The organism is Mesorhizobium norvegicum (assembly GCF_004919685.1).
Lineage (GTDB): Bacteria > Pseudomonadota > Alphaproteobacteria > Rhizobiales > Rhizobiaceae > Mesorhizobium > Mesorhizobium norvegicum.
Genome location: NZ_SMYZ01000107.1, coordinates 1 through 22,470 on the forward strand (window position 1 = coordinate 1; position 22,470 = coordinate 22,470).

The window sequence follows — 22,470 nt, forward strand, 5'->3', positions numbered from 1 at the left end:
CACCGGTATGTTCACCATTCGCGAGGCGGCGGTCGTGGAGGCGCTCAAGAAAGGCAAGGCGAACAAGATAATTGCCTACGAACTCAACCTCTGTGAGAGCACCGTCAAGGTCCACATCCGTAATATCATGAAAAAACTGAAGGCTACGAACCGCACGGAGGTAGCGTACAAACTTAGACAGATGTTGTTTTGAAGGCTGCCGAGATCAATACGGCTCGTCCATCGCCGCCGGTCGACGTCGTGGCGTTCGGAAAGCTTGTCCCGCGGTTCCGGGCACGGCTTTTGCGGTAATCTTAACGGTGCGCTGTCCCTGCACGTTGATTGACTACAACGTGATCCACGATTTCAGCTTTTCGGGATCGTTGCAGTTCTCGATCAGTCCCAGAATCTTCGCCACGTCGCTCATGCGGTCCTCCCTTTAGCCCCTGACCCGCAAGCCTGTTTTGCCCACCGCAGCGACTGCGAGGATCCGAGTAGTTTCCAAGACGAGGCCCAGCAAAATCAAGTGGCTCAGGTTACAATATGCCCTTTGGCATATGACTTTGATCGAACATGCGTTCGGGCAGATATGCTTACTGGAAAGATTGGGAATGCGGTATGCGGAAAGCAAGCCTAGCACTTGAAGCGTTCATTGACGAAACGATCCAAAAAGGGCGCGAGAAACGATACCTCCCGACAGTTTTCATAGCGATGCGTCATAAGCTAGGCACCATCCCACCATATGCTGCATAAGCCCTTGTTCCTGGCAGAACTTCGCGATCATGGTGAAGTTCCGGTCGGTGTAAAGGTCATCGGGCAGCGCAACGTGCTGTGGCTAGTCGCGGTCGATGACCGATAGCGCTGGTGAGCCCCGACTGTGTTTGACCACTATTCGAAATGCATGGACTGGCCGCGCATCATTGCCAGGGTCAGTGCGATTGCAGGATTTGCAGGCGGCTTCTCCATAAGCAAGGAGCCATCGAAATCGCGCCACGCCGCCATGCGCAATTCGTCCCCGGGTAGTGTCTCAGTTTGAAATTTGCCGGAATGCAATATGCATTTCACATATCGGCCCGACCTCCTATATGCTTAGCGCAAAGCATGGGGGAAAGGCGTGTCCCGACAGCGTGACGTGCGTATGTGGCGCGAGGCCGGGAAACTTGCCGAATCAGGCGACTGTGACGGGTGGCAGGCCATCGAACGGGAGCTTCGTGGCAGGGGATACCCGCGAGCCAAGCTACTGCTTGATAACGATCGGGTCCGCGACAAATTGGATGAGCTCTGTAAGAGCTCACAGGAGAAACGTGCCGATGCCAACCGGACCTAAAGGCCAGAAGCGCCCCGCCGACGTGATCGGCAACGCCGTCCGCGTCTTGCGCATCGCTACCGGCGAGGAAGCCGACGACGTGATTGACGACGGCAAAGACCCTGCCGCCAAGGCGCTGGGTGCAAAGGGCGGAAAGAAGCGCGCCGAGAACATGACGCCAGAACGGCGCGCCGAGATTGCGCGGAAGGCGGCAGCGAGCCGCTGGAAAAAGTAGCCTTAATGAGGGCCGCTGCCTTTCTCTTCTTCTAAGAGGTCGATGCGCTTTTGCAATTTCCGAATAAGCTCCTTTGCGCCTTCGACATCGACATCGACAGAAATGCGAATTCGATCATGGGTGGTGCAACTGAGCGTTGCTCACGTGGGCAGCACTCAGAGGTTGATTTGCGGTGTAGGACGAGCGCGGCAACGCTTTGGTTCAGGTGCCGATCGATGGAGGACGTCGAGTGTTCGCTCGACGTATTGCTATGCTGGTTCGGACGAGTTCGAAGCGGTTGTCCATGCGGGCAGCGCCAACGAGGCCTATGCGAACAGCGGTCATGCGCGGAATCTAACGGTTTCGAAGGTTCTCGATTCCGCGGACCGAGCGATCGCATCGACGGTCTCGGCAACGCGATAGCCGTCTTCAAAAGTCGCTCGCGGCGCGATTGGCTTGCCGCCTTCCACGGCCTCCAGCATGTGCCTGGCCTGATGGGCGAAACACTCGTTCCAACCGAGCGGATGCTGGCCTTGGACCACCGGAAGAACACGAGGTCGTTGCAGGTGGAGTTGCTGCTAGAGGCCTGGGTGCGAAGCTTCGAACTCGGCGGACTTTTGGAGCGCGCGCACATATGGTAGCACCCCACCATAAGGTTTGGCGGTTTCTTCAAGCGCAGAACGAATTCTGCGATCTTTCGCAAACTCCAAGAGTTCTTGTGACCGTCGCTTCGCGATCAGCTCTCGGTCCCCGGGGTCTACTCCCTGCAACCCAAGTGCAACGATGTGTTCGCTAATCCATTCGCGTAAAATCGCGTTTGCGTTTTGGTTCATCTTCCTTTCCTCAATGAGGCGGGCAGCAAAGCACTGAACGCCTTGTCTCACAACCGATCAGGCTAGCATATCCTCAACCGGGCGCCTGGCGGCACGGTCCCGGTGGACAGTGCGCCCTTAGCGATACCGCCGTATGTTAGGGATCAAGCGTTCGCTCATACGTTCGCAACTAATTCGCTCATACGTTCGCAACTAATAAGTAGCCGCCCCATGATTTCGTAGACCCCGATCTTGTTCTGCGGATCATTCGAAAAGGACCAACCGAGACGGACATCAATGGTTTCGCGGCGTGCCATCTTCATTCAGCTTCGGTTGTCAACGCTCCATGGGCCAGGTCCGGCGAAAAACAGATAGAAGAAGGCAAAGCAGAACAGGATTGCGGCATCGCCCATATTGTTCGCGGGAAAAAAGCCCTTTTGGGCGTGCACCATGAAATAGGCGACCGCCATCATCCCGCAGAGGATGAACGAGACCGGCCGGGTTAAAAAGCCGACCAGAATCAGCAAACCGCCAAGGAATTCAAGAATGCCCGTTACGAGCTCGAGCGTTTCCATGCCGGGCTGTGCGGGCATCGTGGATGGTGGAAAATTGAAGAGTTTCTGGCTGCCATGTTCGAGGAACACCAGCGCTACAACGATTCGGAACACTCCCAACGCGAGAGGCGAATATTTGGAAAGGGCTTGAAACATCGGAAGCTCCGTCGTGCCGGTTTCGATTGAACTTTAACCACGGCAACTCCCCGAAGGTTCCAGTGGCGTGGATAAGCTTCGAGATGGGCACACCCCGGTCGCCTTCTCCCACAAGCCTGGCGAGCTTCGCGACCAGGGGATTGGCCTTAGCGTATATTGCGGCAATCCCCGTTCGGCGGTGGTCACGCGGAAAACGGCGTGACGCTCGTGTAATGGAACATTGGCGGTTTCTAAGAGTTGATCTTGAGCATTAGACAAAGGAGAAAAGGTCATGAACGGCATTATTTGGCTCGTTGGAGCGGTGGTGATCGTAATAGCAATTATGAGCTTTCTTGGCCTCCGATAGGCGCGGCGAGTAACAAAACAACCGGCCTAACCATCCTCGACCCCGTGAAGGACGATCTATCTGACCTGTGATCAGGTAATTCCAGTGTGGAGGCCGAGCTGGGCGTTACGCATTTTGGGTTACGCTTCCGGCGCAACAGGAACGGTTAAATTCAAGCGCATTTCCTTGGCGATCTTGAAGCCGGCGGCGAGATAAACGCCTTCTTCGTGCAGCCGATCGTTCTCAAATAGTCAATGTAGGTTTCGTCTACTTCGACCTGTTTGCCTTCGCCACTTATTGGGGAGAGGACGCCAGGCTCGGCTGGCAATCTAGTTCCGGCGCAATCAGTACTTGAAGCCTGCATGGTCAGCGAGAAATGGCGACAGGGCGGGCCTGGAGCTTTTGCTGACTTGGCGAGTTGTTAGACAAGATTTCATCCGCGAACGGCACCCATGGGCGCGAAAAAAGCCAATCCAGTCGTCGCTCCGTCAAAGCCGCGATTGTTCCGCGTGCTTGGCCCGGGCCTGATTACTGGAGCCTCCGACGATGATCCCAGCGGTATTGCGACCTATTCGCAGACCGGCGCCCAATTCGGATTCGCCCTGACCTGGACGATGCTCTTCAGCTACCCGCTAATGTCGGTCGTTCAGGAAATCAGCGGGCGGATTGGCCGGACCACCGGGCGCGGCATTGCGGGCAACATGCGGCTCTACTATCCGAATTGGCTGTTGCAGTCCGTCGTAGTCCTCCTGCTCATCGCCAACACCATCAACATCGGCGCCGATCTCGGTGCCATGGCGGACGCCTTAAGGCTGATCGTAGGGGGCCCGCTGCTTGTTTACGTCGTCCTGTTCGGGGCGGTGTCGGTTGCTCTCCAGGTTTTCCTGAAATACAGCCGATACGTCTCCGTTCTTAAATGGCTGACGCTGTCGCTGTTCGCTTATTTCGGAACCGCTATGGTGGTTCACGTTCCCTGGAATGAGGTGGCGAAAGGTCTGTTCATCCCCACATTCACCTCGGATGCTCCATTCTGGACCGCGGTGGTCGCGATTTTTGGGACCACCATCAGTCCCTATTTGTTCTTCTGGCAGGCCTCCCAGGAGGTGGAGGACATGAAGGCCAAGCTGGAGCGCGATCCGCTCAAGGGCGCCCCGAAACAAGCGCAAGGTGCGATCGAGCGCATCCGTCTGGATACCTATGTCGGCATGGCGTTTTCCAACATTGTTGCCCTCGCCATCATGATCACCGCCGGAGCTACTCTTCATGCCAACGGCGTCACCGATATCGAATCCACCAGCCAGGCTGCAGAAGCCCTGCGACCAGTGGCCGGCTCTTTCGCCTTTTTCATTTTCGCGCTCGGCGTAATCGGCACCGGGTTGCTGGCGATTCCGGTGCTCGCCGGCTCGGCTGGTTATGCGCTGGGCGAATCGCGAAAGTGGCCCACTGGACTGGAGCGCAAGCCGCTGGAGGCGAAGGCGTTCTATGGAACAATCGCGGTGGCCACCCTCATCGGCGCGGCTCTCAACTTCACCCCGATCAATCCGATAAGGGCCCTTTTCTGGAGCGCGGTGGTTAATGGCGTCGTCGCGGCACCCGTGATGGCGGTCATGATGTTGATGACTGCCCGACGAGAGGTCATGGGCACAAGCACGGTTTCGCTGGCGATGCGGCTTGTCGGCTGGCTTGCAACAGCGGTCATGGCGGCGGCCGCGACGGTGATGATCTTCCAGCTGTTCTGGTGACCAGGCCCGGACGACCTTTTCACAAACGCCAACGGTCGATTGCGAAACGACGTATCCATTTGGGGAACGAAAGGCCGATCACCGAATTATTACTGCATCGTAACACAGTAACGGGAGGCTATCATGGGACGCGGCATCTTGCTCTGGTTGCTCGGAATTCCGATTCCGATCATCATTCTCATCATGCTCTTCGCCCGATAGGGGGCTGCTATGCAACCAATCCTCTCGGGGGTCGACGTTTCCCCCTCCACCGAATCCTCTACCACGGCTGTCAGCTGGGGACCGGTTGTTGCCGGCGCCTTCGCAGCCTGCACGCTGACCTTCATTCTGATGCTGCTCGGCTCCGGCCTTGGACTGACAATGGTTTCGCCCTGGTCAGGCTCTGGTGCCTCCGTCACCACATTCGCGGTGTCCACCGCTGTCTGGCTGATCGTAGTGCAATGGCTGTCCTCGTCCGTCGGCGGCTATCTTGCCGGACGCCTGCGCACCAAGTGGGTCGGCGTTCACACCGATGAGGTCTATTTCCGTGATACAGCCCACGGCTTCCTTGCCTGGGCGCTCGCCACGCTGCTCGTCGTCGGTGTTCTCGGCTCAGCGCTCTCTGCGGCCATTGGCTCCGGCGTGCAGGCGGTATCGACCGTCGCTTCGGGGGCCGCCATGGGCGCTTCTGCGGGTGCATCGGCAAACGCTGGCGCAGCCGCCGACAACGCGACATCCTATTTCGTGGATTCGCTTTTCCGGCCGACCGACCCTGCCAAGCTTCCCGCCGCCAATCTGCAAAGCGATGCCGCGGCAACGGCACAGGCCTCGCGCATCCTGATCGCCAGCGCAGCAGCAGGCGAGGTTTCGGCCGACGACAAGACCTATCTGTCGCAACTGGTGGCAGCCCGGACAGGGGTATCGGAAGCGGATGCCAAGACGCGCGTCGATGCGGTGCTTGCCAAGGTGCAAGACGCTAAAGTCAAGACCAAGCAGGCCGCCGACACCGCCAGGAAGGCGACTGCCACCTTCGCGCTGATCGGTGCTCTCTCACTGGTGATCGGTGCCTTCATAGCCAGTGCCGCGGCAGCACTCGGCGGCAGGCAGCGCGACGAGGAGGAAGCGGTTTTCCTGACCAGCCGCTAAAGCGGCCCGCTCGATTCAAGAAAGAGAAAGCCCGGCGCGAAGTCGGGCTTTCTCAATCATCGTCGCGGCCAGCCAGGGCGACCATTCAATCGCGTTGGAGGTACCCATGAAAATCGAATCCGCTGAGGTGGCCGCAGGAGATGCAGCCACCCCTACTTCGCAAGCCGATACACATTTGATCCGGTCACTGGTAATCGGAATATTCATTTTCATGGCAGTGGACGCCCTGTTTTTTGCGCGTGACTTTTTCATGCCGGTTATTCTGGCGTTCCTGCTTGCGCTGACGTTGAGGCCAGTCGTTCGTTTCCTGAAAAAGCATGGCGTACCGGAAACTGTGTCGGCGACAATGGTGGTTCTATTGGCAGTCGGCGCCGTCGCCAGCGCGGGCTATCTCCTAAGCGACCCGATTGTCCAGTTGATCAGCAAAGCGCCTTCGATCGGCCAAAAGCTTAGCGAACGGCTCTCCGACCTGAAACATCCCTTTGAACGTTTCATCGAGATTTCGCATCAGGTTGAGAGCGCCACCGACGCAGCACAGGATCCGAGCCTCCAGAAAGTTGTGATAGCTCCGTCTGGCATTGTCTCGCAGGCAGCTGGTAGCCTTCTATCGGTTGGAACGAGCATCACAATCATTTTCGTACTGTCGCTGTTCATTCTCGCCTCCGGAACCATGTTCTACGAGAAGATCATCCAGTCGTTTCCCAAGCTCGGCGATAAGAAACGAGCGCTTCAGGTCGCTTATGATGTCGAGCGCGAAATTTCGCATTACCTTTTCACGGTTGCGGTTATCAACACCGGATTGGGGTCCGTTATCGCTCTCGGTCTCTGGGCGCTTGGCATGCCCAATCCCTTGCTCTGGGGGGCAGCCGCAGCCCTTCTGAACTTCCTGCCGTACATTGGTGCCCTGATCACCATCGTTCTGGTTGCAGTCATCGGGTTGATCAGCTTTGACAGTCTTTCTTACGCGCTGCTGGCTCCGGCCTTCGTCTTGCTGTGCGATGTGCTGGAAGGCCAATTCGTCACGCCGACGGTCGTAGGCCGGCGACTTGAGATCAACTCCGTGGCGATATTCATCGCCATCGCGTTCTGGTCGTGGTTGTGGGGATTTGTTGGTGCGGTGATGGCAGTGCCTCTACTCGTCGTAATCAAGGTCTTCTGCGATCACTTTGAAGCGCTGCAGCACATGGGAAATTTCCTGGCAGCCCAGGATACCGTGGTGCCAATCGGCGAAACCGACGAACAAGCAAAAGACGGGTAGGCCTTCAGAACCTACCCATCCAATCGATTTCAGAGCTTTTTGTTGATTGCCGCCGCGGCTTTGTTGGTCGCATCCTTGATAGTAGATTTGGCGTCGCCAACCGCCTTCTCGACCTTGCCCTTGGCTTCCTGTGCAGCGCCCTCCGCGCGAAGCCTGTCGTTGCCGACGGCCTTGCCAAGCCCCTGCTTGGCGTCGCCGATCGCCTGATTGGCAATGCCGGCCGCTTTATCGCTGGTGCTTCCCATGATCGTAGCTCCTGTGGTTGAAATTAGTTGAATGAGCGTTTGGGAAACGCTGACCACGGCCGCAGGTTCCACTCCGTAGCCGCTTGCTGGTGTGCAACAGGTTCGAAGAAGGAATCACGCACCAACTGTTGCTTGGTGGCGACAAGCGGGGGCCGTTCAAAGGCACGCCGCGCCGCCCGCTAGAAGGCTGATAACCGTTTGTGCGCGCGCTAGATGCGCATACCAGGCCCGGAAAGCCCGTGCGCGGAAGGGTTAATGCGGCAAAGTCTAATATTGAGAGACCTTTATTTCTGTCTTGGGTCTTGCAGCGACTGTCCTGCGGCGACAAGATCGCCGTCGCGCTGGGCCATCACGGCGCTGAGCAATGTGCGCGCCGCGTTGGGGTCGTTAAATTGCTCACGATAACGCCGCTTGAATTCGGCTTCCTTCAGGCGCGGCATACCCTTTCGCGGCTCGGGGGCCTTATCTCCACGCTGCAGCCATTCAAACATTACTCACTACCTCACGACAGCTTGGACATCTTCACCTTGGGTTCGCGCGCCCATAGGCGTAAAGCGCCCAGGGCCGTCAGGAAGCCGGTGACATCCTTCGCTCCCGATAGCGCAATGACGCCTCCGTCGAGGCTGTCGGCGATACCCGTTTTTTCGAAAAGAGGCATCGCGGCGTCGACATAGCCAATGAATTTGCAATGCGCAAAAGCGTCGGCGACGAAATCGCGCGCGGTCGCTTCTTTGATCAGGTCGGCCATCGCGGCCTTCGACGGCAGCAACGCTACTGCATCGTAGAGGACGGAGGGGCCGCCCCCGATCATCTGTTGCGCCTCGATCAGGCTGCCGTCGCTGGCTTTCGCGCCGCCAACCTTCGGAGCGATGATCTCGAAACTGGCGCCGGCCTTGGCCAATTCCGAGGTCAGGGCCTTGAGCAGTGCGGCGTCGGTGCCGTCGGTGACGAGGATTCCGAGCTTTCGGCCTTTGAACTGTTGAGGCCCGTTTTCCAGGATGCTAAGCGACGGCGCGGCGGCAAGATCCTGCCGGGTGGCAATGGCTGCATCCGCCGGTTTCGGCATCGCCTTCAGCCCAAGCCCGTCGCCGACTTTGTTTGCCAGCCCATCATCGATGTTGAGGAGGTGCGAAACCATCCGTTCGCGAATGACTGGGCTCTTCACCTTGCTCAATTCGAAGGTCAGAGCGGCCGCGATGTGGCCTTGTTCCGTGGGCGTCTGGCTGATGTAGAACTGGCGCGCCTGGCTGTAACCTTCTTCCACTTCGGCGAACGCCTTGAACCCAAGCTGGGGTGACTCCCGCGGGCCTTGGGCGAAGGAATTCGGCTGGTAGTTCACCCGGCCGACGGGGTTGCGCATGGCCATGTGGCCATCCTGCTGGAAGTGATGAAACGGGCACTTTGGCGCGTTGATCGGAATATGCGTGAAATTGGGTCCGCCCAGGCGCTTTATCTGTGTATCAAGGTAGGAAAAATTCCGACCTTGCAGCAGCGGGTCGTTGGAGAAGTCTATGCCGGGTGGCACGTTCTGGGTCATGAACGCGACCTGCTCGGTCTCGGCGAAGAAATTGTCGGGCATGCGGTCGAGCACGAGACGGCCGACCGGGATCGGCGCGAGAATTTCTTCGGGGATCAGCTTGGTGGCGTCGAGGACGTCGAAATCGAAACTGTCTGCGAACGCCTGGTCGAACAGCTGCAGCTGCAACTCCCACTCGGGAAAATTGCCGGCCTGGATCGAATCCCACAGGTCGCGGCGATGGAAATCCGGATCGGCACCGTTGATCTTCACCGCCTCGTTCCAGGCCACCGATTGCATGCCGAGCTTCGGCTTCCAGTGAAACTTGACGAAGGTGGATTCATCCTTGGCGTTGACCATCCGGAAGGTGTGAACGCCGAAGCCCTCCATGAAGCGCAAGGAGCGCGGGATGGCTCGGTCCGACATGACCCACATGATCATGTGCATGCTCTCAGGGGTCAGCGAGATGAAATCCCAGAAATTGTCATGCGCCGACTGAGCCTGCGGAAAGCCGCGATCGGGCTCTTCCTTGACCGAATGGATGAGATCGGGAAACTTGATGGCATCCTGGATGAAGAAAACCGGGATGTTGTTGCCGACGATGTCCCAATTGCCTTCCTGGGTATAAAGTTTGACGGCAAAACCCCGGACGTCGCGTGCCAGATCGGCTGATCCCTTGTTGCCCGCGACAGTGGAGAACCGAACAAAGGCCGGTGTCTTCTCTCCGGCGCGCTGGAAGATATCGGCGCGGGTGTAATTGGCCAAAGATTCATAGGTTTCGAAATAGCCGTGGGCGCCGTAGCCGCGAGCATGGACGACACGCTCGGGGATCCGCTCGTGGTCGAAGTGAAAAATTTTCTCGCGGAAATGGAAGTCTTCGAGGACCGTGGGACCGCGTGCGCCGATCTTCAATGAGTTCTGATCATCCGACACCGGTCCGCCCTGGGCGGTGGTGAGGACAGGAATGGCGCCACTGGCATGTTGGTGTAGCTCGCCTCCTTCGCCGCGAACCATTTTCTGGTCATGGATGACGGCTTGGCTGCCGGCATTGCGGCTTGGAGACTTGGCCATGGCTTGTTCCTTGAAAGAGTTCGGCTGGCGCACTCATTCACAATGGCCACGACGCCATGAGGTTCCGACCGGTTCTTAAGTTGTGTCCGCAGGGGTCTTGGCAAAAGAAGCGCCTGCTCGGTCCCCTGGAAAGGCAAGGCGGGCCAGTAGTGTCGATAGCCCTTCCGCCGTTCGGTGGCGAGGCTTGGCGAGGCTTCTCGATCGATCGTTTGCAGCGCGGAACAATTCGTCCGACCGCTCATTGTTCGTCCGAGGGTCCATCCACAGGAGAAGACAATGGCCAAACAGAAAATGCTCGAAGACCTTTTTCACGACACGCTGAAAGACATCTATTTTGCCGAGAAGAAAATTCTCGCAACCTTGCCCAAGATGGCGAAGGCAGCCCAGAGTGCGGACCTGAAGGCCGCTTTTGTGAAGCATCGCAGCGAAACCGAAGGCCACGTCGCCCGCCTCGAACAGGTGTTCGCCATCATCGGCAAGAAGCCGCAGGGCAAGACCTGTGCGGCAATCGTCGGCAACACCGACGAGGGCGCCGAAATCATGGAAGAATACAAGGGTTCGCCGGCGCTTGACGCCGGGCTTCTGGCTGCCGCGCAGGCGGTCGAGCACTACGAGATTTCACGCTACGGCACGATGCGCACCTGGGCCGAAGAGCTTGGCCTGAAGGAAGCCGTCGCGCTTCTTGAAGCGACACTGAAGGAAGAAAAGGCGACCGACGCGAGGCGCTCACCGGAGTCGCCACCTCGGTCGTCAACCAGCAAGCAGAAGCGGCCTGACGTAACACGAGGCCCGCCGTACAGTCCGAAATCGTCACCGCTGACGTCCTCTTCGCGAGGATCATGCATGACTATAATTACCAAGCTTCTAAGCAAAGTCAGGGCTCTCGCGAAAGGCCGTGGTGGGGTCCGCGGTTAGAGGCTATCCCGTCCACGCTGCTGTTGAGGTGCTTTGGAGCGTTGGACAAGGCAAGCGTTGACTTGAGCAGGATCATTGCAAGCTCGCGCCAAGGTCGACATTAGGCCAAGGATGTTGAGGCAAACGGTTCAGTTCTTCATGAAACTGGCATCAAGGACGTCTGCCTCCATCGCCGCGGATACGAAGGCCCTTTGAACGTCCCTAGGGCTGCGCCGTACCATCCTGGCTTCTACCAGTGCGGCCAGAGCCGCGATTGCCATTTGCCGTCGGTCAGAGCCATAGGAGGCGCATATGGATATCACCACAATTCTGGTCATCGTTCTTATTGTTATTCTGCTAGGCGGCGGCTTCTACGGTCGTAGGCGCTGGTACTAAACGACGAAGGTCATCGTCGAGTCCGGAACCTCTTGGTCCCACATTTCGTTTCAATGCGGAGAAATAAATCAGGAGGCACTAGCCAATGGACAATCGGCATAACAGCATTTTGGAGGCTCGATGGCTTCTTGCCGTACCCCTCTCGCTTGTCCTTTCGGTCCTTTTGGCCGGCTTTATCCTTGCCTGAACCGCGTCGGCAGCCGCTGGTCGGCAAGTCATCATCCTTTCGTAGTCGTCAGGAATTTAGCCTACGCTAAAGAGTCATAGTGGCAGCGATATCTCCCGGATATTGCTGCTAGATCGGGGGCCCGTACCCCTGATCGGCCCGCGTCCTCCGCCAGAGGCGCGGGCTTTTTTTGTTTCGTTCTGGAACAGGCTGATCTGCTCGACCGGGTGAAGGACGATCTGTTCGACCTATAACCAGCCGGCCCACTGAAGCACTGCGAGCACGATCCAGACGATTTAGTTGCCTCCTGCTTGGACTGAATACAACCGTGCCATCGTCTTTGCGAACTTCCACCGCTACGATACCGTTATTCCGCTTTCGAGCAACAAATGTCGCCAGCGCGTGATCTCGTGCGGCTTTCTTTCTCGGCATCGAAGGGCGTCTTTTCAACGATTCCCTCTTTCGCGTACCAAATCACCAGATAGGCCACCGCTGGGACGCTCCCTCTGCGGACGCTTCGAAGCTTGCCGGTTCCTAGCAAACTGGCGAGAAATTTGATCTTCTTGAACGCCATCATTTCCCCCATGACTTCGCCGGCATCGTTGAGTTGTTGGCCTTGCCCGACGTAACGGTTACGCGCTTGCCTTTGTAACGCGACGGCATAGCGGTACGCTCGTTCCAGTTCGCGCACTCAGGAGCCACGCACAGACCAACTTGCTCGGCCTTCTTCGGATCGACAATCGTCAGATAGCAATTGTCTCCGCATTCGAAGCTACGAATGTTGCCGTCATGGTTCGGTCTTTGGCGACGGAAGGTGCCGACTGCGCCAGCACAATGACCGCAACGAAAAGGGCCGAGGCGGATAAGGACGACATCTGTTTCATTGAAGGAGCCTGCCGCAACCAGCGCCGGCGCGTAAGCTAGCGCCGGTAATAGGAACGGTTATGAGGCGCAGATGATCGACCGACTGGAAGCCGGCCGATCCCTTGAGTTTGCTTCACGATCAACCAAAACACGCGAACGAAGCCTGCAAGGCCGCCGTTCCCCGAGTATCAGCAGAATGTCGGCTACGATGAGCGAGGCAAATTCGTTGAGTCAAGAGATTGGCGATAGTCGCTAAAAAGGCTGCTATCCGTGTTTCCGATCGTCGGCCCGTACAATCCCGTCGTCAGCGTTTTGTACGAGTGTAGGGATAGTTGTCCCGCCTGTTGGCATCCAGCCTGACCGCCCGAGCTTGAAGCTCTTGCTCGTCGATCTGACGAATCTCACCTCGTCGAGGTCCCATGCTCGACACTCCAGATGGATCTCTGGCCGCTCGATGCGAATGAGATTGAAAGAATTTGCTTCTTGGCGGCGGCGCGAGGAAATCGCCGTACCTGCTTGGATCAGCAAGGCAGAGTAGCCCTCGATATCGTATCGGAGCGCACTTGAACCCATGCGGTTCAGATGTAGATGTCCCGACAGGATCACATCGACGCGGCTTTGTGAAAATACTCCCATCGCCATCCTCGCCCGCCCAACGATACCGTCATCGTCATTTGCACTGGGCCCTTCGAAGGGATGGTGAGTCACCACGATCCGTGTCGTCTCATCCGGCTGATCGGCAAAACTTCGTCTCACCCACACGAGCTGCTCGCCGTTGATACGGCCTCCCTTGATCGTCAATGACCGAGCGGTGTTTATCCCAGCGATGGCCAGCTCCGGATCGGCATAGAACGGATCGGTATCCGCGGTGATATAGCGCTTGTAACGCGACAGCGGCGTGAAGGCGCGCGCGAACAGGTTGTAGAGCGGGACATCATGGTTACCTGGCACGACGAGCTGCGGGTATGGCAATGTGTCGAGAAATGCGCGTGCCTGCGCGAACTCTTCCTTGCGTGCGCGCTGCGTCATGTCTCCCGAGACGACAACAATGTCAGGGTCGGCTGCGCGAACCTCGGCAGCGAGTGCATCGGATACTGTCTGGTCAATCCTGCCAAAATGCAGGTCGGAAAGATGGGCAATCGTCTTCATCAAGCCGATACCTCACCAGCATCATGCGTTTCGAGGGGCGGCCTTCGTCAGGACGGGTGCGAGAACCCGCAGAGCACCGGGCTGTATTCGATAACGCAACGGAGTTGTCGCCTCGACGGTTTCACCGTCCATCGCAATTCGCATGTGTCGTCGGCGTGCTCTGATCTCAAGACTTTGCACTCGGAATAGTTCCAGATCGTGGACTGGGTCGATCAAACCGAAGGCGACCTTGAACGGTAGCAGCGCAAGTCCAAGCCAGGACTGCTGCTTCACGACGTAGACGCACAGTTCCCCGGACGTAGGGCTGCTGCGGTGGCCGAGCTTGCTCAAATCGTAGAAATTGTTGCCAACAAACACGCACAGGGTCCACTGTTCTCGCCCCTTGTCGTCGATTGAGATCCTGACCCTTTGCCAGGATGATGCCTTGAGCGTCAGGAGAAGAGCCGGACCGAGAGCAGCAAGCTTTCCAACACCTCTCCGCTTTTGCTCTACGGATCGTTCGGCGACAAGAAACGGATAGATGCCGATGGACGAGTTGTTGAGGAAGACCCGCCCGTTCACCTCCGCAACATCGATTTTCTGAACGTGGCCCGCCGCGATGACGTCCATGGCCGCCTCTAGATCGTTTGGCAAACCGAGATCCCTGGCGAAATGATTGAGGGTGCCCAGCGGCAAGACGCCAAGCACGACATCTGTTCCCGCGACAACCGACGCGGCGGAACCGAGGGTGCCATCACCGCCACCGACGACGAGCGTCCGCGACTTCTTGCCACGAGACTTCGAGACTGCGAACTTACGCGCCATCTCCGCGATCTCGCGGCCCTCCACAAGGCGCACCTCGGTCTCGATCCCTCGCGCTTGGAATCCATTACGAAGGCGTTTTTCCAAGTCACCGCTGTCTGCGCCCTTGATCGAGCCAGCCCTTGCATTGAGGAGAACCAAAACTGTCATATGTGCCACTTGCTATGGAGTGGGTGTTCGTTGGCGCCTATTTCCGCGTTGCCGGCGCCGCAGCAGGTCGGCTCGCGGTGCTCCTTGTCGCGGTGATCGTTGTCCTATGGGTCACCGTTTGGGTTGTCCGCCATACCGTGCGTCGGGGTATTCCCGTCCTTCTGGCCAATCTGGAGCGGCTGCGAGGCTGGGCGAGTACCCACGATAGCTGGACGAGCCGCCAAATCCGCTCCTTGCTCGATCCGGCCCAGACGGAAACGAAGGTCCTCGCCGCGCTGGCACTGCTGCTCGTCGCCGCCGCCTGGACCTTCTTCGGCATCCTCGAGGATATCGTCAGCGGCGATCCGTTGGTGCGTACCGATGCGGCGGTATATCAAATTCTTCAAGACCTGCGGACGCCGTGGGGCGATTCTTTGATGGTGGGGTTCACGGAACTGGGCGACACCATAGTCGTGACCGCGATTGCCGTCGTCGTCTTCCTATGGCTGGCGTGGATGCGCGCCTGGCGCACCGCCGCTTACTGGGCGGCAGCCATCGGCGGCGCGGCAGCCATCAACACCGGCATCAAGGTGGCCCTCCATCGCGCGCGTCCAAGCGAGAACCTGTATTCCGGTTGGAGCGATTTTTCCTTTCCAAGCGGCCACAGCACCGAAAACGCCGTCCTGTATGGCTTTTTGGCCTTCCTGATCGCTCGGCGCGTCCGACCAGCTTGGGGCCTCCCAGTAGCCCTCGCGGCGGCCATTTTCGTGGCTTTGATCGCCTTCTCCCGGCTCTACCTCGGGGCGCACTGGTTTTCCGACGTGGCGGGCGGACTGGCATTCGCGACGGCATGGCTGGCACTGCTCAGCATTGCCTACTTGCATCATCAGCCGTCCGAAAAGGGCGGCGGGGGCCTTTTGATCGTGGCTTGCGCCGGCCTGGTCGTCGCAGGCGGATTCAATGTCTACCGCCTTCACGCTACAGACATGGAGCGCTACGCAGTCCACTACGAGGCACCGTCGATCCTCGCGGCCGAATGGTGGGAGCGCGATTGGCAGCAATTGCCCGTGCAGCGGATCGATCTCGCAGGCGAGGCCGAGGAACCGTTGACCTTCCAATGGGCAGGCAGCCTGGAACGCCTCGAAGCCGATTTGGCGCAAAAAGGCTGGCGCTCGCCAGCTCCGTGGACGTTGACCGGCGCTCTCGCTTGGTTCACGCCGCGCCCCGATCCGATGGACCTTCCAACGTCGCCCTATATGGAACGCGGGCGCTTGCCGAGCCTCACGCTGGTCCATCCGCGCGGCGAGTTGGGCGGGACCGGTTCGCGCTTCGTGCTTCGCGTGTGGGCGACCGACATTGACCTGCGAAACGGCCATCTGACGGAACTCTGGATGGGGTCCGTTGTCGACGAGCGGCTGGGCAATCGCTTCGCGCTCTTCACGCTGGCACAGGCTCACCCCGACGCGAACGGGCCCCGCGACCTTCTTGCTGCGTCTCTCGACGCCGGCCGCCTGGTGACCCGGCCCGATCATAGTTCAACCCCCGTTTGGGATGGTCAGGTTTTGCTGGCCCGTGACGGAAGTATTCCGGCCGATCCAGGAACGGGAGCTTTGCAGGAAGGGTCTGCCAGCCGCTAACCCAGAGGACTCCTGGAGGTGACGCCTCGCAATTATCAGATGCATGAGACGAGCAGAAGATACCAGTTCCCCGGGCAGGATGTGCGACGGCGCCCAGACAAACGCCGAAAAGATGTTGGCGTAGTAGAATCGGCGGGCCGGCATTTGCAACATGCCTGCCACGAGCGGGATGAAGGCGCGCACGCCCGGTGTGAAGCGCGCCAGAAAGACACTCTTGCCGCCGTGCCGTTCGAAGAACGCCTCGCTGCGCGCGATGAGTTCGGGATATCGGTTCAACGGCCAGCGCTGCAGGATTTCACGGTGGTACCGATAGCCCAGCCAGAAAGACAGGCCGTCGCCAACGATCGCGCCCAGAAAAGCTGAGATCAACATTGGCCAGAGCGTTAACACGCCATTCGGGACAGAGCGGCAAGGCCGACAATGATGGCGGTCCCAGGAACGACTGCGCCGATGACCGGAATGGACTCCGACAGAGCCAGCAGAAAGATCGCCGCATACGCCAGATGTGGATGCGCAGCGATGTAGTCTGTAAGCGCCGAGAAAAAGGACATTCATCGGTCCTCGCTTTGACCGAAGCTCAGGAACCCCGCTGGTCCTTCGAGCCTGCCCAGTAGTTTTCGGAAAAGTCTGCGACATAGGGCGCGGCAGCGGCGGGTGCTTTTGACGGCGGAGGTGTTCATTGGAAAATTGCGCCGCTGATCAGCCCGGGCGGGTTTGCGAAATCTTCGTGAATGAGCTGCTCGGAGCCAGGAATGAATTTCCCGTCATGGTCGTAGCGAAGCACAACGACAGTGTCGAAAACGTTGTCAGGCCAGTAACCGTCGGGCAGCAGCGCGTGAGGGTTACCACCCAACGCTTCTATGATCTGTGGCAATGTGCCGTGATGCCAGGCAACAAGCACGGACTTTCCGTGGGCTTCGCTCGTCAACACATGAACAAGGCCTGCAAGGTCCTTGTTGCTGAATCTCAGATCGATGGGAATTCCAAGCGCCTGGCTCAAGGGCGTCAGCGTTAGACGCTCGCGCGCACTGTTTGGGGAATCGGCGGTCGCTATCAGCGTGTCGGGGCGAAACGCGACACCATTGAGCATGAGATGCTGAAAATAACCCACATAGGCCTGTGCGCGTGCCTCGCCCGCAGGAGACAGCCCCGTCCCGCTATCAGGCTTTTCGCCATGGCGTATGATCAGCACCGTCGCATCTGCGAGTCCCAACGATGTCGTTTCGAGAGCAGCATTGGTGGAGACCGGCGTCACGAGCGACGGGATCAGTAGCGCAAAGATACGGCCAAGCACGCTGGAGCGATTAGACAGGTTCCGTGAAAAGGATTCGTGCGACATTTTGGGTCTTCTCAACTTTGAGCCGCGGCCTTTGCCATGACATCGCGAATTTCGCTGACACTCATTTACAGAATTCCGGTCACCCATCGATCGATGCCGGCGCCCTCCCGACAAGCTATCCGTGCCGTGGTCCGATGGAAACGACGCTTGGTGGGCGATCGAGATTTGGTATCACTCAGCGACCTTGCCAAGCGTATCAGCAACAACCGCCCCTCTCTGACCCATTGGCAATGGCGGCCCGGTGGTTGAATCTCGCGACGTCTGATGTTCCATTTCGGCGTCGATCGCGGCCCCGACAATGAGGATAATCACCGAAATCCAGGTCCACATCATTAAACCGACCACGGCGCCCAACGATCCGTAGGTCACATTGTAGTTGGCGAAATGCTGGAGATAGAATGAGAACAGCCACGATGCAGCTAGCCAGACCAACGTCGCCATCACGGCACCCCAGCTCAGCCAGCGCCACTTAGCTTTTTCCCGGCTTGGGCCGAACCGGTAAATCAACGATATTCCGGTGAGTATGGCCAGCATGAGGATTGGCCACCGCCCCACCGCGAAGAGCACTTCTGCCCATTTGTCGAGATATAAATACGACAAGATGACTGGGACGACGCCGACGGCCAGAAGCAAAACGATGCCGATCATCAAAGCACCAATGGTGAATGCGATCGACATGAAGTTTAGTCGTATAAAGCTGCGTTTTTCAGTTTCCTCGTAGGCGATGTTCATGGCGTCGAACAGCGCCTTGATACCGCTGTTTGCGCTCCATAGCGCAATAGCCAGGCCGGCGAAAAATCCCACCCCAAGCGCGCTGGTGTTCTGATGTGCCAGCGCCTGCAACTGCTGACGAATGAGATCCAGGCCGCCCGAAGGAAGCAGGCCGGCGAGATAGGAAACGTGGTCGGCTACGGTCACCGGATCTGCCACAAACCCGTATAGAGACATGAAGGCCGCTAGGGCTGGAAACAGTGCGAGTAGCAGGTAAAAGGTGGCGCCCGCTGCTACCAGCATGATGCGGTCCTTGTTGAATTCCTCCCACACACGCCAAGCGATGTCCCTCCATCCTAGGGCAGGAATCTCGGATGGCCATTCCGCCTCCCTGCCTCGCTCTTGCCCGTCCTCGCTTGTAGTCGTTGGCCGATCCTTGGAAGAACGAGCAGCGTGGCGCTCGGCCTCCCTGTCAATCAGCGATTTGCTTTCGGCGGACCCAGAAGTTCTTTCTGACATTTCGAATAGTCACATCGATCGTCAGGCGGACTTATCAACCAGAATTCCGGCGTAGTCTGCCAAGGCCACAAAGGCATCACGCGCCTGATCAGGGGTGACCTTCCCTTCAATCGCTCCCTCTATCGTCTCACTGGCCGATTGATAGTAACGTCCGCGTTTCGAATGAGGCCAATCCACCAGAACCTCGCTGGCGCCGTTCACCGATTTTACTTCCCTCACCGAGGCGCAGCCGTGAGGACGAATGCTAACGCTGCTTTCGAAATAGATGCGCTTGGGATCTGATGTTTGGGTATGGCTGTCGTCGAAAAGTATGCCAGCTTCGCGCGCGGCCTCCAAAAAACGAATTTTCGCATCTTCTGTTGAACGGTATCCTTCCAAGACTTTTTCGGCGGTTTCGAAGGCGTCCCGATGGATAGCGGTGCGCTCTCCAGGCCAATCGACGCTTGCAAGTATGGCTGAGGCATCGTTGGCGGACCGTATGCGCTGCAGCTTGCCGTTGGCGGTTAGACGTATGGTTACAGGCTCGATAAACAGATTGTCGTCCATACCATATCCCATCTCGTCGACGCCAACGTCGTTAGGAATAACGAAACGAACGAACACCGGTTCCGAGCAGCCTTCCAACAAACAAAATGTCATCGTTAGTCGGCGTCCCCCCACGTTTGGTGGGCGCACCCGTGCAACTCGTCGGGCACCAGGCGCCGGCTAGCGCGAGGATCCCCGCATCCGGTATCGCACCGCGGGACCCACTCTTAATGGCGATATGACCGCACGAAACGCATCGAGTGAATCCACCGCAAGACGCGCCAAACGGCGAGCGCCTGGCAAAGGGGCGCAAAGCTGCCGTTCAACAGACGCAGTGAGAAAGACCGGACCAGGCCGAAAGCAGCAGTCGGGCGATATCCAAAACACGCCAGAAACGGAGGCTCGGCAAGACCTTGGCGGCACACGCGTCGCGGCCAGACGTCGTCCAGTTTCTGCAACTCGACGGCTCGAGTTCTTGGCTACCTTCGGCCAGGACGGTAGTCGCCCTTGGTCAGGCGGCAGCGCGGCTGGCTTCGGGCGCCGCAGGACTTGTCTATCCCAGGAAATGCGCAAGCGCTGACTTTCTGGAAGCCCGATCGAGCGCATAGGAGGTGTGGCTGAAGGCGACGCCATCGAGCAGGCCCTGAATGTAGCCAGCGATGCTGTCAGCCGCCATGATGAGCGCAGTGTCCACGGTGTGAATATAGCGGCTCGTCACTGTCCCGCGGCGAACTGGACGCGGTCATGGTGACCCAGTCCGGCCTGCGGTCATTCGAGAAACTCGCCGCGGATGACCGCGCTTCTACGCCGTGCCGGGAACTCGCATGCTCCTTTCCTTCCAAAAACGTTAATCCGTAGGCCAGACATTGCCCCAGCGGCTATCCATTCTGGCCAGCCGGCGCGCGTCGCCGGGCGGTCGTTGGCGTGGCTTCAGCGCGGCTTCACCAGGAGCGGGACGCTCTTCTGCCGATCAGTGACGCGTGTCGCAATCGCATACTCAGCTACAACCCGTCGCCGTTCGCCGTCGTCCGCGTTCGGACTTTAGCCCGAATGTCTGCTCGTCACGGATATGAGCATCCCCGTTGTAGCGACAGTCGTGCAGCATTGAAATTATTGAGAAATTTTGCCAGAGAGCGCTACCAAAGGTGGGCGATGTACTAACTATTTCAATAACTTAGTTGATTTTGGTAGCGGGAGAGCGCTACCGCCTTTCCCCCCACTCTGAAACCCTGCGATATTTTCTACGGTGTTGGGCGTGATGGACCTATCTCGGTGCTGCAAAGATTGGGCGGGGAGCGGAAAGTCTGACCCGAAGCCGACGTACGTTGTCCACGACGCGAACGGCGGCTTCGCGCCCAGTTTCTGCCGTTCAGGGTGACAATCCAGATGCTCCAAAGCGGACGTCTGTTGATCGCTGCGAGCTCCCCCGTCTTCAGTGAATCCGCCCGCATCAGATTTTTGCATCTCGGCAGCGTATTAGTTTGTGTAATTTTTCGCCCGATGCAACAGAACCAGCTCATCTCGGTTTTGACCTTTTCGAGGGCCCTGACCAGGAAATAGGTACTGCCCATCCATGCCTTGAGCGTTCCGGACGGGTGCTCGACGGTTTGCCGGCGGATGGTCATGGCGTACCCCTGTTTTCGCAGGAAGGACGGTCTACGCAGATGTGGCGCTTCTTCCCAAATCGGCGACGAGGCATTTATGGAAAGAACGTGCGCAAACAAGTGTTGGCAGTTTGAGAACGCGCGGATATGCGGCACAACGGTGGCTGCAATGCCGAGCCGAGAATGGCGATCTGACGCAATGCGCAGGTCGCAGGAGGAATGCCAGTGACGCAAAAAGGGATCACCTTGAAGGACGTAGCCGCAGCGGCCAAGGTGTCGCGCGCAACGGCCGCGCGGGCGCTCAACAGTTATGGTTACGTCGGCGACGAGACCGCTCTTCGAGTGATCGAGGCCGCCGAAAGACTGGGTTATCGGGCCAACCTCGTCGCGCAAGCGCTACGCAGCGGGCAACTGCCGATCGTTGGCTTTGTGCCCGGCGACATCCAAAATCCATTCTTCGCCCGCATCGCCCATGACATCGAGGCGGAGTTGCGCAAACACCGCCACAATCTTCTGATCGCCAGCAGCGAGGAGAATGTCGAACAGGAAAAGGACCTGCTGGAGAGCCTGCGGTCGCTCAGCATCCGCGGCTTCATCCTGGCACCGACCTCGGCGACCGACAGCGAGCATATTCTGCAGTTGGCGCGCGAAGGCGCGCCCATCGTGCTGATCGACCGCGTCGTTCAGGACCTGCAATGCGATAGCGTTGTCGTCGACAATGAAGGCGGCGCGCGTGAAGCGGTGGATTACCTCGTTTCCAATGGGCACGACCGTATCGGCCTGTTGCGCGATGACTCCCGCATCTTCACCGCGCAGGAACGCCTCGCGGGCTATCAGAATTCACTATTGTCGCATGGCATAGCACTCGACGAATCGCTGATCAGCGTGTCGCATTCGACAGTCGAGCATGCTGTCGACGCTACCATCCGCCTGTTCAGCCGCCGCAACCGTCCGACGGCTCTGTTCACGGTGGACAGCCTGATGACCCAGGGCGCGCTTCTAGGCCTGCGCTCAATGGGGCTTTCGATCCCGCACGACGTGTCGCTGGTCGGCTTCGACGACTTCAATCTCGCCACCTTCACCGACCCGCAGATCACGGTCGTGGCCCAGCCTATCTCCGAGATCGGTCCGCTCGCCGCCAAGTTTCTGCTTGAACGCTTAGCCGGCAAGAAGATTGCGCCGCGTCATGTCCGGTTCCCGACGCGCCTGATTGTTCGTGGTTCGGTCGCACAGATCCACGGGCGCTGACCGGGACCAGAATCTTTCGGTTTCGACAAATTTCATCGCGAGGGGACTTGCCAACCGCGAAAATTCGTGCCCATTATCGTCATGTGAGATCGATCTCACATCCGAATTAATCGAAGACTGGTTAGACGGCGCATCGGCGCTTGCGCCTAGGCAGAGGCTCTGCCGCATCCGAGTAAGGGAAGAAC

General features: G+C 58.4%; 22 protein-coding genes and 2 pseudogenes. 8 read left to right on the forward strand and 16 right to left on the reverse strand.

The window, feature by feature from the left end:
• Positions 1-193: response regulator transcription factor (locus FCU66_RS35640; protein WP_136625483.1), on the forward strand; the 193-nt coding region annotated here is incomplete at its 5' end.
• A 1,096-nt stretch (positions 194-1,289) separates the two neighbouring features.
• Positions 1,290-1,520 (forward strand): RNA-binding protein, encoded by a 231-nt coding sequence (locus FCU66_RS35645; protein ID WP_136620648.1) that lies wholly within the window; start codon positions 1,290-1,292, stop codon positions 1,518-1,520.
• Positions 1,521-1,840: 320 nt separating this feature from the next.
• On the opposite strand, the gene FCU66_RS41460 is transcribed toward FCU66_RS35645, so the two are convergent.
• The 3 genes from FCU66_RS41460 to FCU66_RS35655 form a co-directional block, all read right to left on the reverse strand.
• Complete coding sequence (locus tag FCU66_RS41460; RefSeq protein ID WP_168992058.1) at positions 1,841-1,981, reverse strand: hypothetical protein; 141 nt, start codon at positions 1,979-1,981, stop codon at positions 1,841-1,843.
• A gap of 96 nt (positions 1,982-2,077) precedes the next feature.
• Complete coding sequence (locus FCU66_RS35650; RefSeq protein WP_136620627.1) at positions 2,078-2,332, reverse strand: hypothetical protein; 255 nt, start codon at positions 2,330-2,332, stop codon at positions 2,078-2,080.
• 302 nt (positions 2,333-2,634) lie between these two features.
• A complete protein-coding gene (locus FCU66_RS35655; protein WP_136620628.1) occupies positions 2,635-3,021 on the reverse strand; it encodes a DoxX family protein in 387 nt (128 codons plus the stop codon).
• A gap of 777 nt (positions 3,022-3,798) precedes the next feature.
• On the opposite strand from FCU66_RS35655, the gene FCU66_RS35660 reads away from it, so the two are divergent.
• The 3 genes from FCU66_RS35660 (at position 3,799) to FCU66_RS35670 (ending at position 7,471) form a co-directional block, all read left to right on the forward strand.
• A complete protein-coding gene (locus tag FCU66_RS35660; protein ID WP_136620629.1) occupies positions 3,799-5,088 on the forward strand; it encodes an NRAMP family divalent metal transporter in 1,290 nt (429 codons plus the stop codon).
• A gap of 210 nt (positions 5,089-5,298) precedes the next feature.
• On the forward strand, positions 5,299-6,213 hold the full coding sequence (locus FCU66_RS35665; RefSeq protein WP_136620630.1) for a hypothetical protein: 915 nt from the start codon (positions 5,299-5,301) through the stop codon (positions 6,211-6,213).
• 106 nt (positions 6,214-6,319) lie between these two features.
• A complete protein-coding gene (locus FCU66_RS35670; RefSeq protein ID WP_136620631.1) occupies positions 6,320-7,471 on the forward strand; it encodes an AI-2E family transporter in 1,152 nt (383 codons plus the stop codon).
• A gap of 29 nt (positions 7,472-7,500) precedes the next feature.
• Here FCU66_RS35670 and FCU66_RS35675 read toward each other — a convergent pair whose 3' ends face one another.
• The 3 genes from FCU66_RS35675 to katE form a co-directional block, all read right to left on the reverse strand.
• The gene (locus FCU66_RS35675; protein WP_136620649.1) at positions 7,501-7,716 is read right to left on the reverse strand and encodes a CsbD family protein; all 216 of its coding nucleotides are present in this window, start codon (positions 7,714-7,716) and stop codon (positions 7,501-7,503) included.
• A 284-nt stretch (positions 7,717-8,000) separates the two neighbouring features.
• The gene (locus FCU66_RS35680; RefSeq protein WP_136620632.1) at positions 8,001-8,207 is read right to left on the reverse strand and encodes a hypothetical protein; all 207 of its coding nucleotides are present in this window, start codon (positions 8,205-8,207) and stop codon (positions 8,001-8,003) included.
• Between the two features lie 11 nt (positions 8,208-8,218).
• Complete coding sequence (katE, locus tag FCU66_RS35685; protein ID WP_136620633.1) at positions 8,219-10,303, reverse strand: catalase; 2,085 nt, start codon at positions 10,301-10,303, stop codon at positions 8,219-8,221.
• Between the two features lie 276 nt (positions 10,304-10,579).
• On the opposite strand from katE, the pseudogene FCU66_RS35690 reads away from it, so the two are divergent.
• Positions 10,580-11,079 (forward strand): annotated as a pseudogene (locus FCU66_RS35690) (YciE/YciF ferroxidase family protein).
• Positions 11,080-12,126: 1,047 nt separating this feature from the next.
• Here FCU66_RS35690 and FCU66_RS41610 read toward each other — a convergent pair.
• The 3 genes from FCU66_RS41610 to FCU66_RS35705 all read right to left on the reverse strand — a co-directional run bounded on the left by FCU66_RS41610 (position 12,127) and on the right by FCU66_RS35705 (position 14,723).
• The gene (locus FCU66_RS41610; protein ID WP_181956585.1) at positions 12,127-12,450 is read right to left on the reverse strand and encodes a hypothetical protein; all 324 of its coding nucleotides are present in this window, start codon (positions 12,448-12,450) and stop codon (positions 12,127-12,129) included.
• Between the two features lie 437 nt (positions 12,451-12,887).
• Positions 12,888-13,772: a metallophosphoesterase family protein gene (locus FCU66_RS35700; protein WP_136620634.1), complete on the reverse strand. Its 885-nt coding sequence runs from the start codon at positions 13,770-13,772 to the stop codon at positions 12,888-12,890.
• 21 nt (positions 13,773-13,793) lie between these two features.
• A complete protein-coding gene (locus tag FCU66_RS35705) occupies positions 13,794-14,723 on the reverse strand; it encodes a diacylglycerol/lipid kinase family protein (RefSeq protein WP_136620635.1) in 930 nt (309 codons plus the stop codon).
• A 14-nt stretch (positions 14,724-14,737) separates the two neighbouring features.
• Here FCU66_RS35705 and FCU66_RS35710 point away from each other — a divergent pair, with 14 nt between their 5' ends.
• The gene (locus FCU66_RS35710; RefSeq protein ID WP_136620636.1) at positions 14,738-16,339 is read left to right on the forward strand and encodes a phosphatase PAP2 family protein; all 1,602 of its coding nucleotides are present in this window, start codon (positions 14,738-14,740) and stop codon (positions 16,337-16,339) included.
• On the opposite strand, the gene FCU66_RS35715 is transcribed toward FCU66_RS35710, so the two are convergent.
• The 7 genes and pseudogenes from FCU66_RS35715 to FCU66_RS35745 form a co-directional block, all read right to left on the reverse strand.
• Entirely contained in the window at positions 16,238-16,711 is a 474-nt protein-coding gene (locus FCU66_RS35715; protein WP_246094167.1) for a DedA family protein, read from the reverse strand. The genes FCU66_RS35710 and FCU66_RS35715 overlap by 102 nt on opposite strands.
• 11 nt (positions 16,712-16,722) lie before the next feature.
• Positions 16,723-16,890 (reverse strand): hypothetical protein, encoded by a 168-nt coding sequence (locus tag FCU66_RS42385; RefSeq protein ID WP_246094168.1) that lies wholly within the window; start codon positions 16,888-16,890, stop codon positions 16,723-16,725.
• A gap of 125 nt (positions 16,891-17,015) precedes the next feature.
• A complete protein-coding gene (locus tag FCU66_RS35720; RefSeq protein WP_246094169.1) occupies positions 17,016-17,678 on the reverse strand; it encodes a flagellar basal body-associated protein FliL in 663 nt (220 codons plus the stop codon).
• Positions 17,679-17,849: 171 nt separating this feature from the next.
• The gene (locus FCU66_RS35725) at positions 17,850-18,908 is read right to left on the reverse strand and encodes a YihY/virulence factor BrkB family protein (RefSeq protein WP_136620637.1); all 1,059 of its coding nucleotides are present in this window, start codon (positions 18,906-18,908) and stop codon (positions 17,850-17,852) included.
• 21 nt (positions 18,909-18,929) lie between these two features.
• Positions 18,930-19,454 carry a DUF982 domain-containing protein gene (locus tag FCU66_RS42390; protein ID WP_246094170.1) on the reverse strand — a complete coding sequence of 175 codons (525 nt, stop codon included), beginning with the start codon at positions 19,452-19,454 and terminating at the stop codon, positions 18,930-18,932.
• Positions 19,455-19,986: 532 nt separating this feature from the next.
• Positions 19,987-20,160, reverse strand: a pseudogene (locus FCU66_RS35740) (integrase); the annotation flags it as partial.
• Positions 20,161-20,674: 514 nt separating this feature from the next.
• Positions 20,675-21,058, reverse strand: coding sequence for a hypothetical protein (locus tag FCU66_RS35745; protein WP_136620638.1), 384 nt, complete (start codon positions 21,056-21,058; stop codon positions 20,675-20,677).
• Positions 21,059-21,256: 198 nt separating this feature from the next.
• On the opposite strand from FCU66_RS35745, the gene FCU66_RS35750 reads away from it, so the two are divergent.
• Positions 21,257-22,285, forward strand: a complete 1,029-nt coding sequence (locus tag FCU66_RS35750; protein ID WP_136620639.1) for a LacI family DNA-binding transcriptional regulator — start codon at positions 21,257-21,259, stop codon at positions 22,283-22,285.
• Positions 22,286-22,470 lie beyond the last annotated feature (185 nt).

Coding starts and splice junctions, on each gene's coding strand:
- FCU66_RS35645 (WP_136620648.1), top strand. CDS start 1,290: ATGCCAACCGGACCTAAAGGCCAGAAGCGCCCCGCCGACGTGATCGGC.
- FCU66_RS41460 (WP_168992058.1), bottom strand. CDS start 1,981: ATGCTGGAGGCCGTGGAAGGCGGCAAGCCAATCGCGCCGCGAGCGACT.
- FCU66_RS35650 (WP_136620627.1), bottom strand. CDS start 2,332: ATGAACCAAAACGCAAACGCGATTTTACGCGAATGGATTAGCGAACAC.
- FCU66_RS35655 (WP_136620628.1), bottom strand. CDS start 3,021: ATGTTTCAAGCCCTTTCCAAATATTCGCCTCTCGCGTTGGGAGTGTTC.
- FCU66_RS35660 (WP_136620629.1), top strand. CDS start 3,799: ATGGGCGCGAAAAAAGCCAATCCAGTCGTCGCTCCGTCAAAGCCGCGA.
- FCU66_RS35665 (WP_136620630.1), top strand. CDS start 5,299: ATGCAACCAATCCTCTCGGGGGTCGACGTTTCCCCCTCCACCGAATCC.
- FCU66_RS35670 (WP_136620631.1), top strand. CDS start 6,320: ATGAAAATCGAATCCGCTGAGGTGGCCGCAGGAGATGCAGCCACCCCT.
- FCU66_RS35675 (WP_136620649.1), bottom strand. CDS start 7,716: ATGGGAAGCACCAGCGATAAAGCGGCCGGCATTGCCAATCAGGCGATC.
- FCU66_RS35680 (WP_136620632.1), bottom strand. CDS start 8,207: ATGTTTGAATGGCTGCAGCGTGGAGATAAGGCCCCCGAGCCGCGAAAG.
- katE (WP_136620633.1), bottom strand. CDS start 10,303: ATGGCCAAGTCTCCAAGCCGCAATGCCGGCAGCCAAGCCGTCATCCAT.
- FCU66_RS35700 (WP_136620634.1), bottom strand. CDS start 13,772: ATGAAGACGATTGCCCATCTTTCCGACCTGCATTTTGGCAGGATTGAC.
- FCU66_RS35705 (WP_136620635.1), bottom strand. CDS start 14,723: ATGACAGTTTTGGTTCTCCTCAATGCAAGGGCTGGCTCGATCAAGGGC.
- FCU66_RS35710 (WP_136620636.1), top strand. CDS start 14,738: ATGGAGTGGGTGTTCGTTGGCGCCTATTTCCGCGTTGCCGGCGCCGCA.
- FCU66_RS35715 (WP_246094167.1), bottom strand. CDS start 16,711: ATGTTGATCTCAGCTTTTCTGGGCGCGATCGTTGGCGACGGCCTGTCT.
- FCU66_RS42385 (WP_246094168.1), bottom strand. CDS start 16,890: ATGTCCTTTTTCTCGGCGCTTACAGACTACATCGCTGCGCATCCACAT.
- FCU66_RS35720 (WP_246094169.1), bottom strand. CDS start 17,678: ATGTCGCACGAATCCTTTTCACGGAACCTGTCTAATCGCTCCAGCGTG.
- FCU66_RS35725 (WP_136620637.1), bottom strand. CDS start 18,908: ATGTCAGAAAGAACTTCTGGGTCCGCCGAAAGCAAATCGCTGATTGAC.
- FCU66_RS42390 (WP_246094170.1), bottom strand. CDS start 19,454: ATGGACGACAATCTGTTTATCGAGCCTGTAACCATACGTCTAACCGCC.
- FCU66_RS35745 (WP_136620638.1), bottom strand. CDS start 21,058: ATGACCATCCGCCGGCAAACCGTCGAGCACCCGTCCGGAACGCTCAAG.
- FCU66_RS35750 (WP_136620639.1), top strand. CDS start 21,257: ATGCCAGTGACGCAAAAAGGGATCACCTTGAAGGACGTAGCCGCAGCG.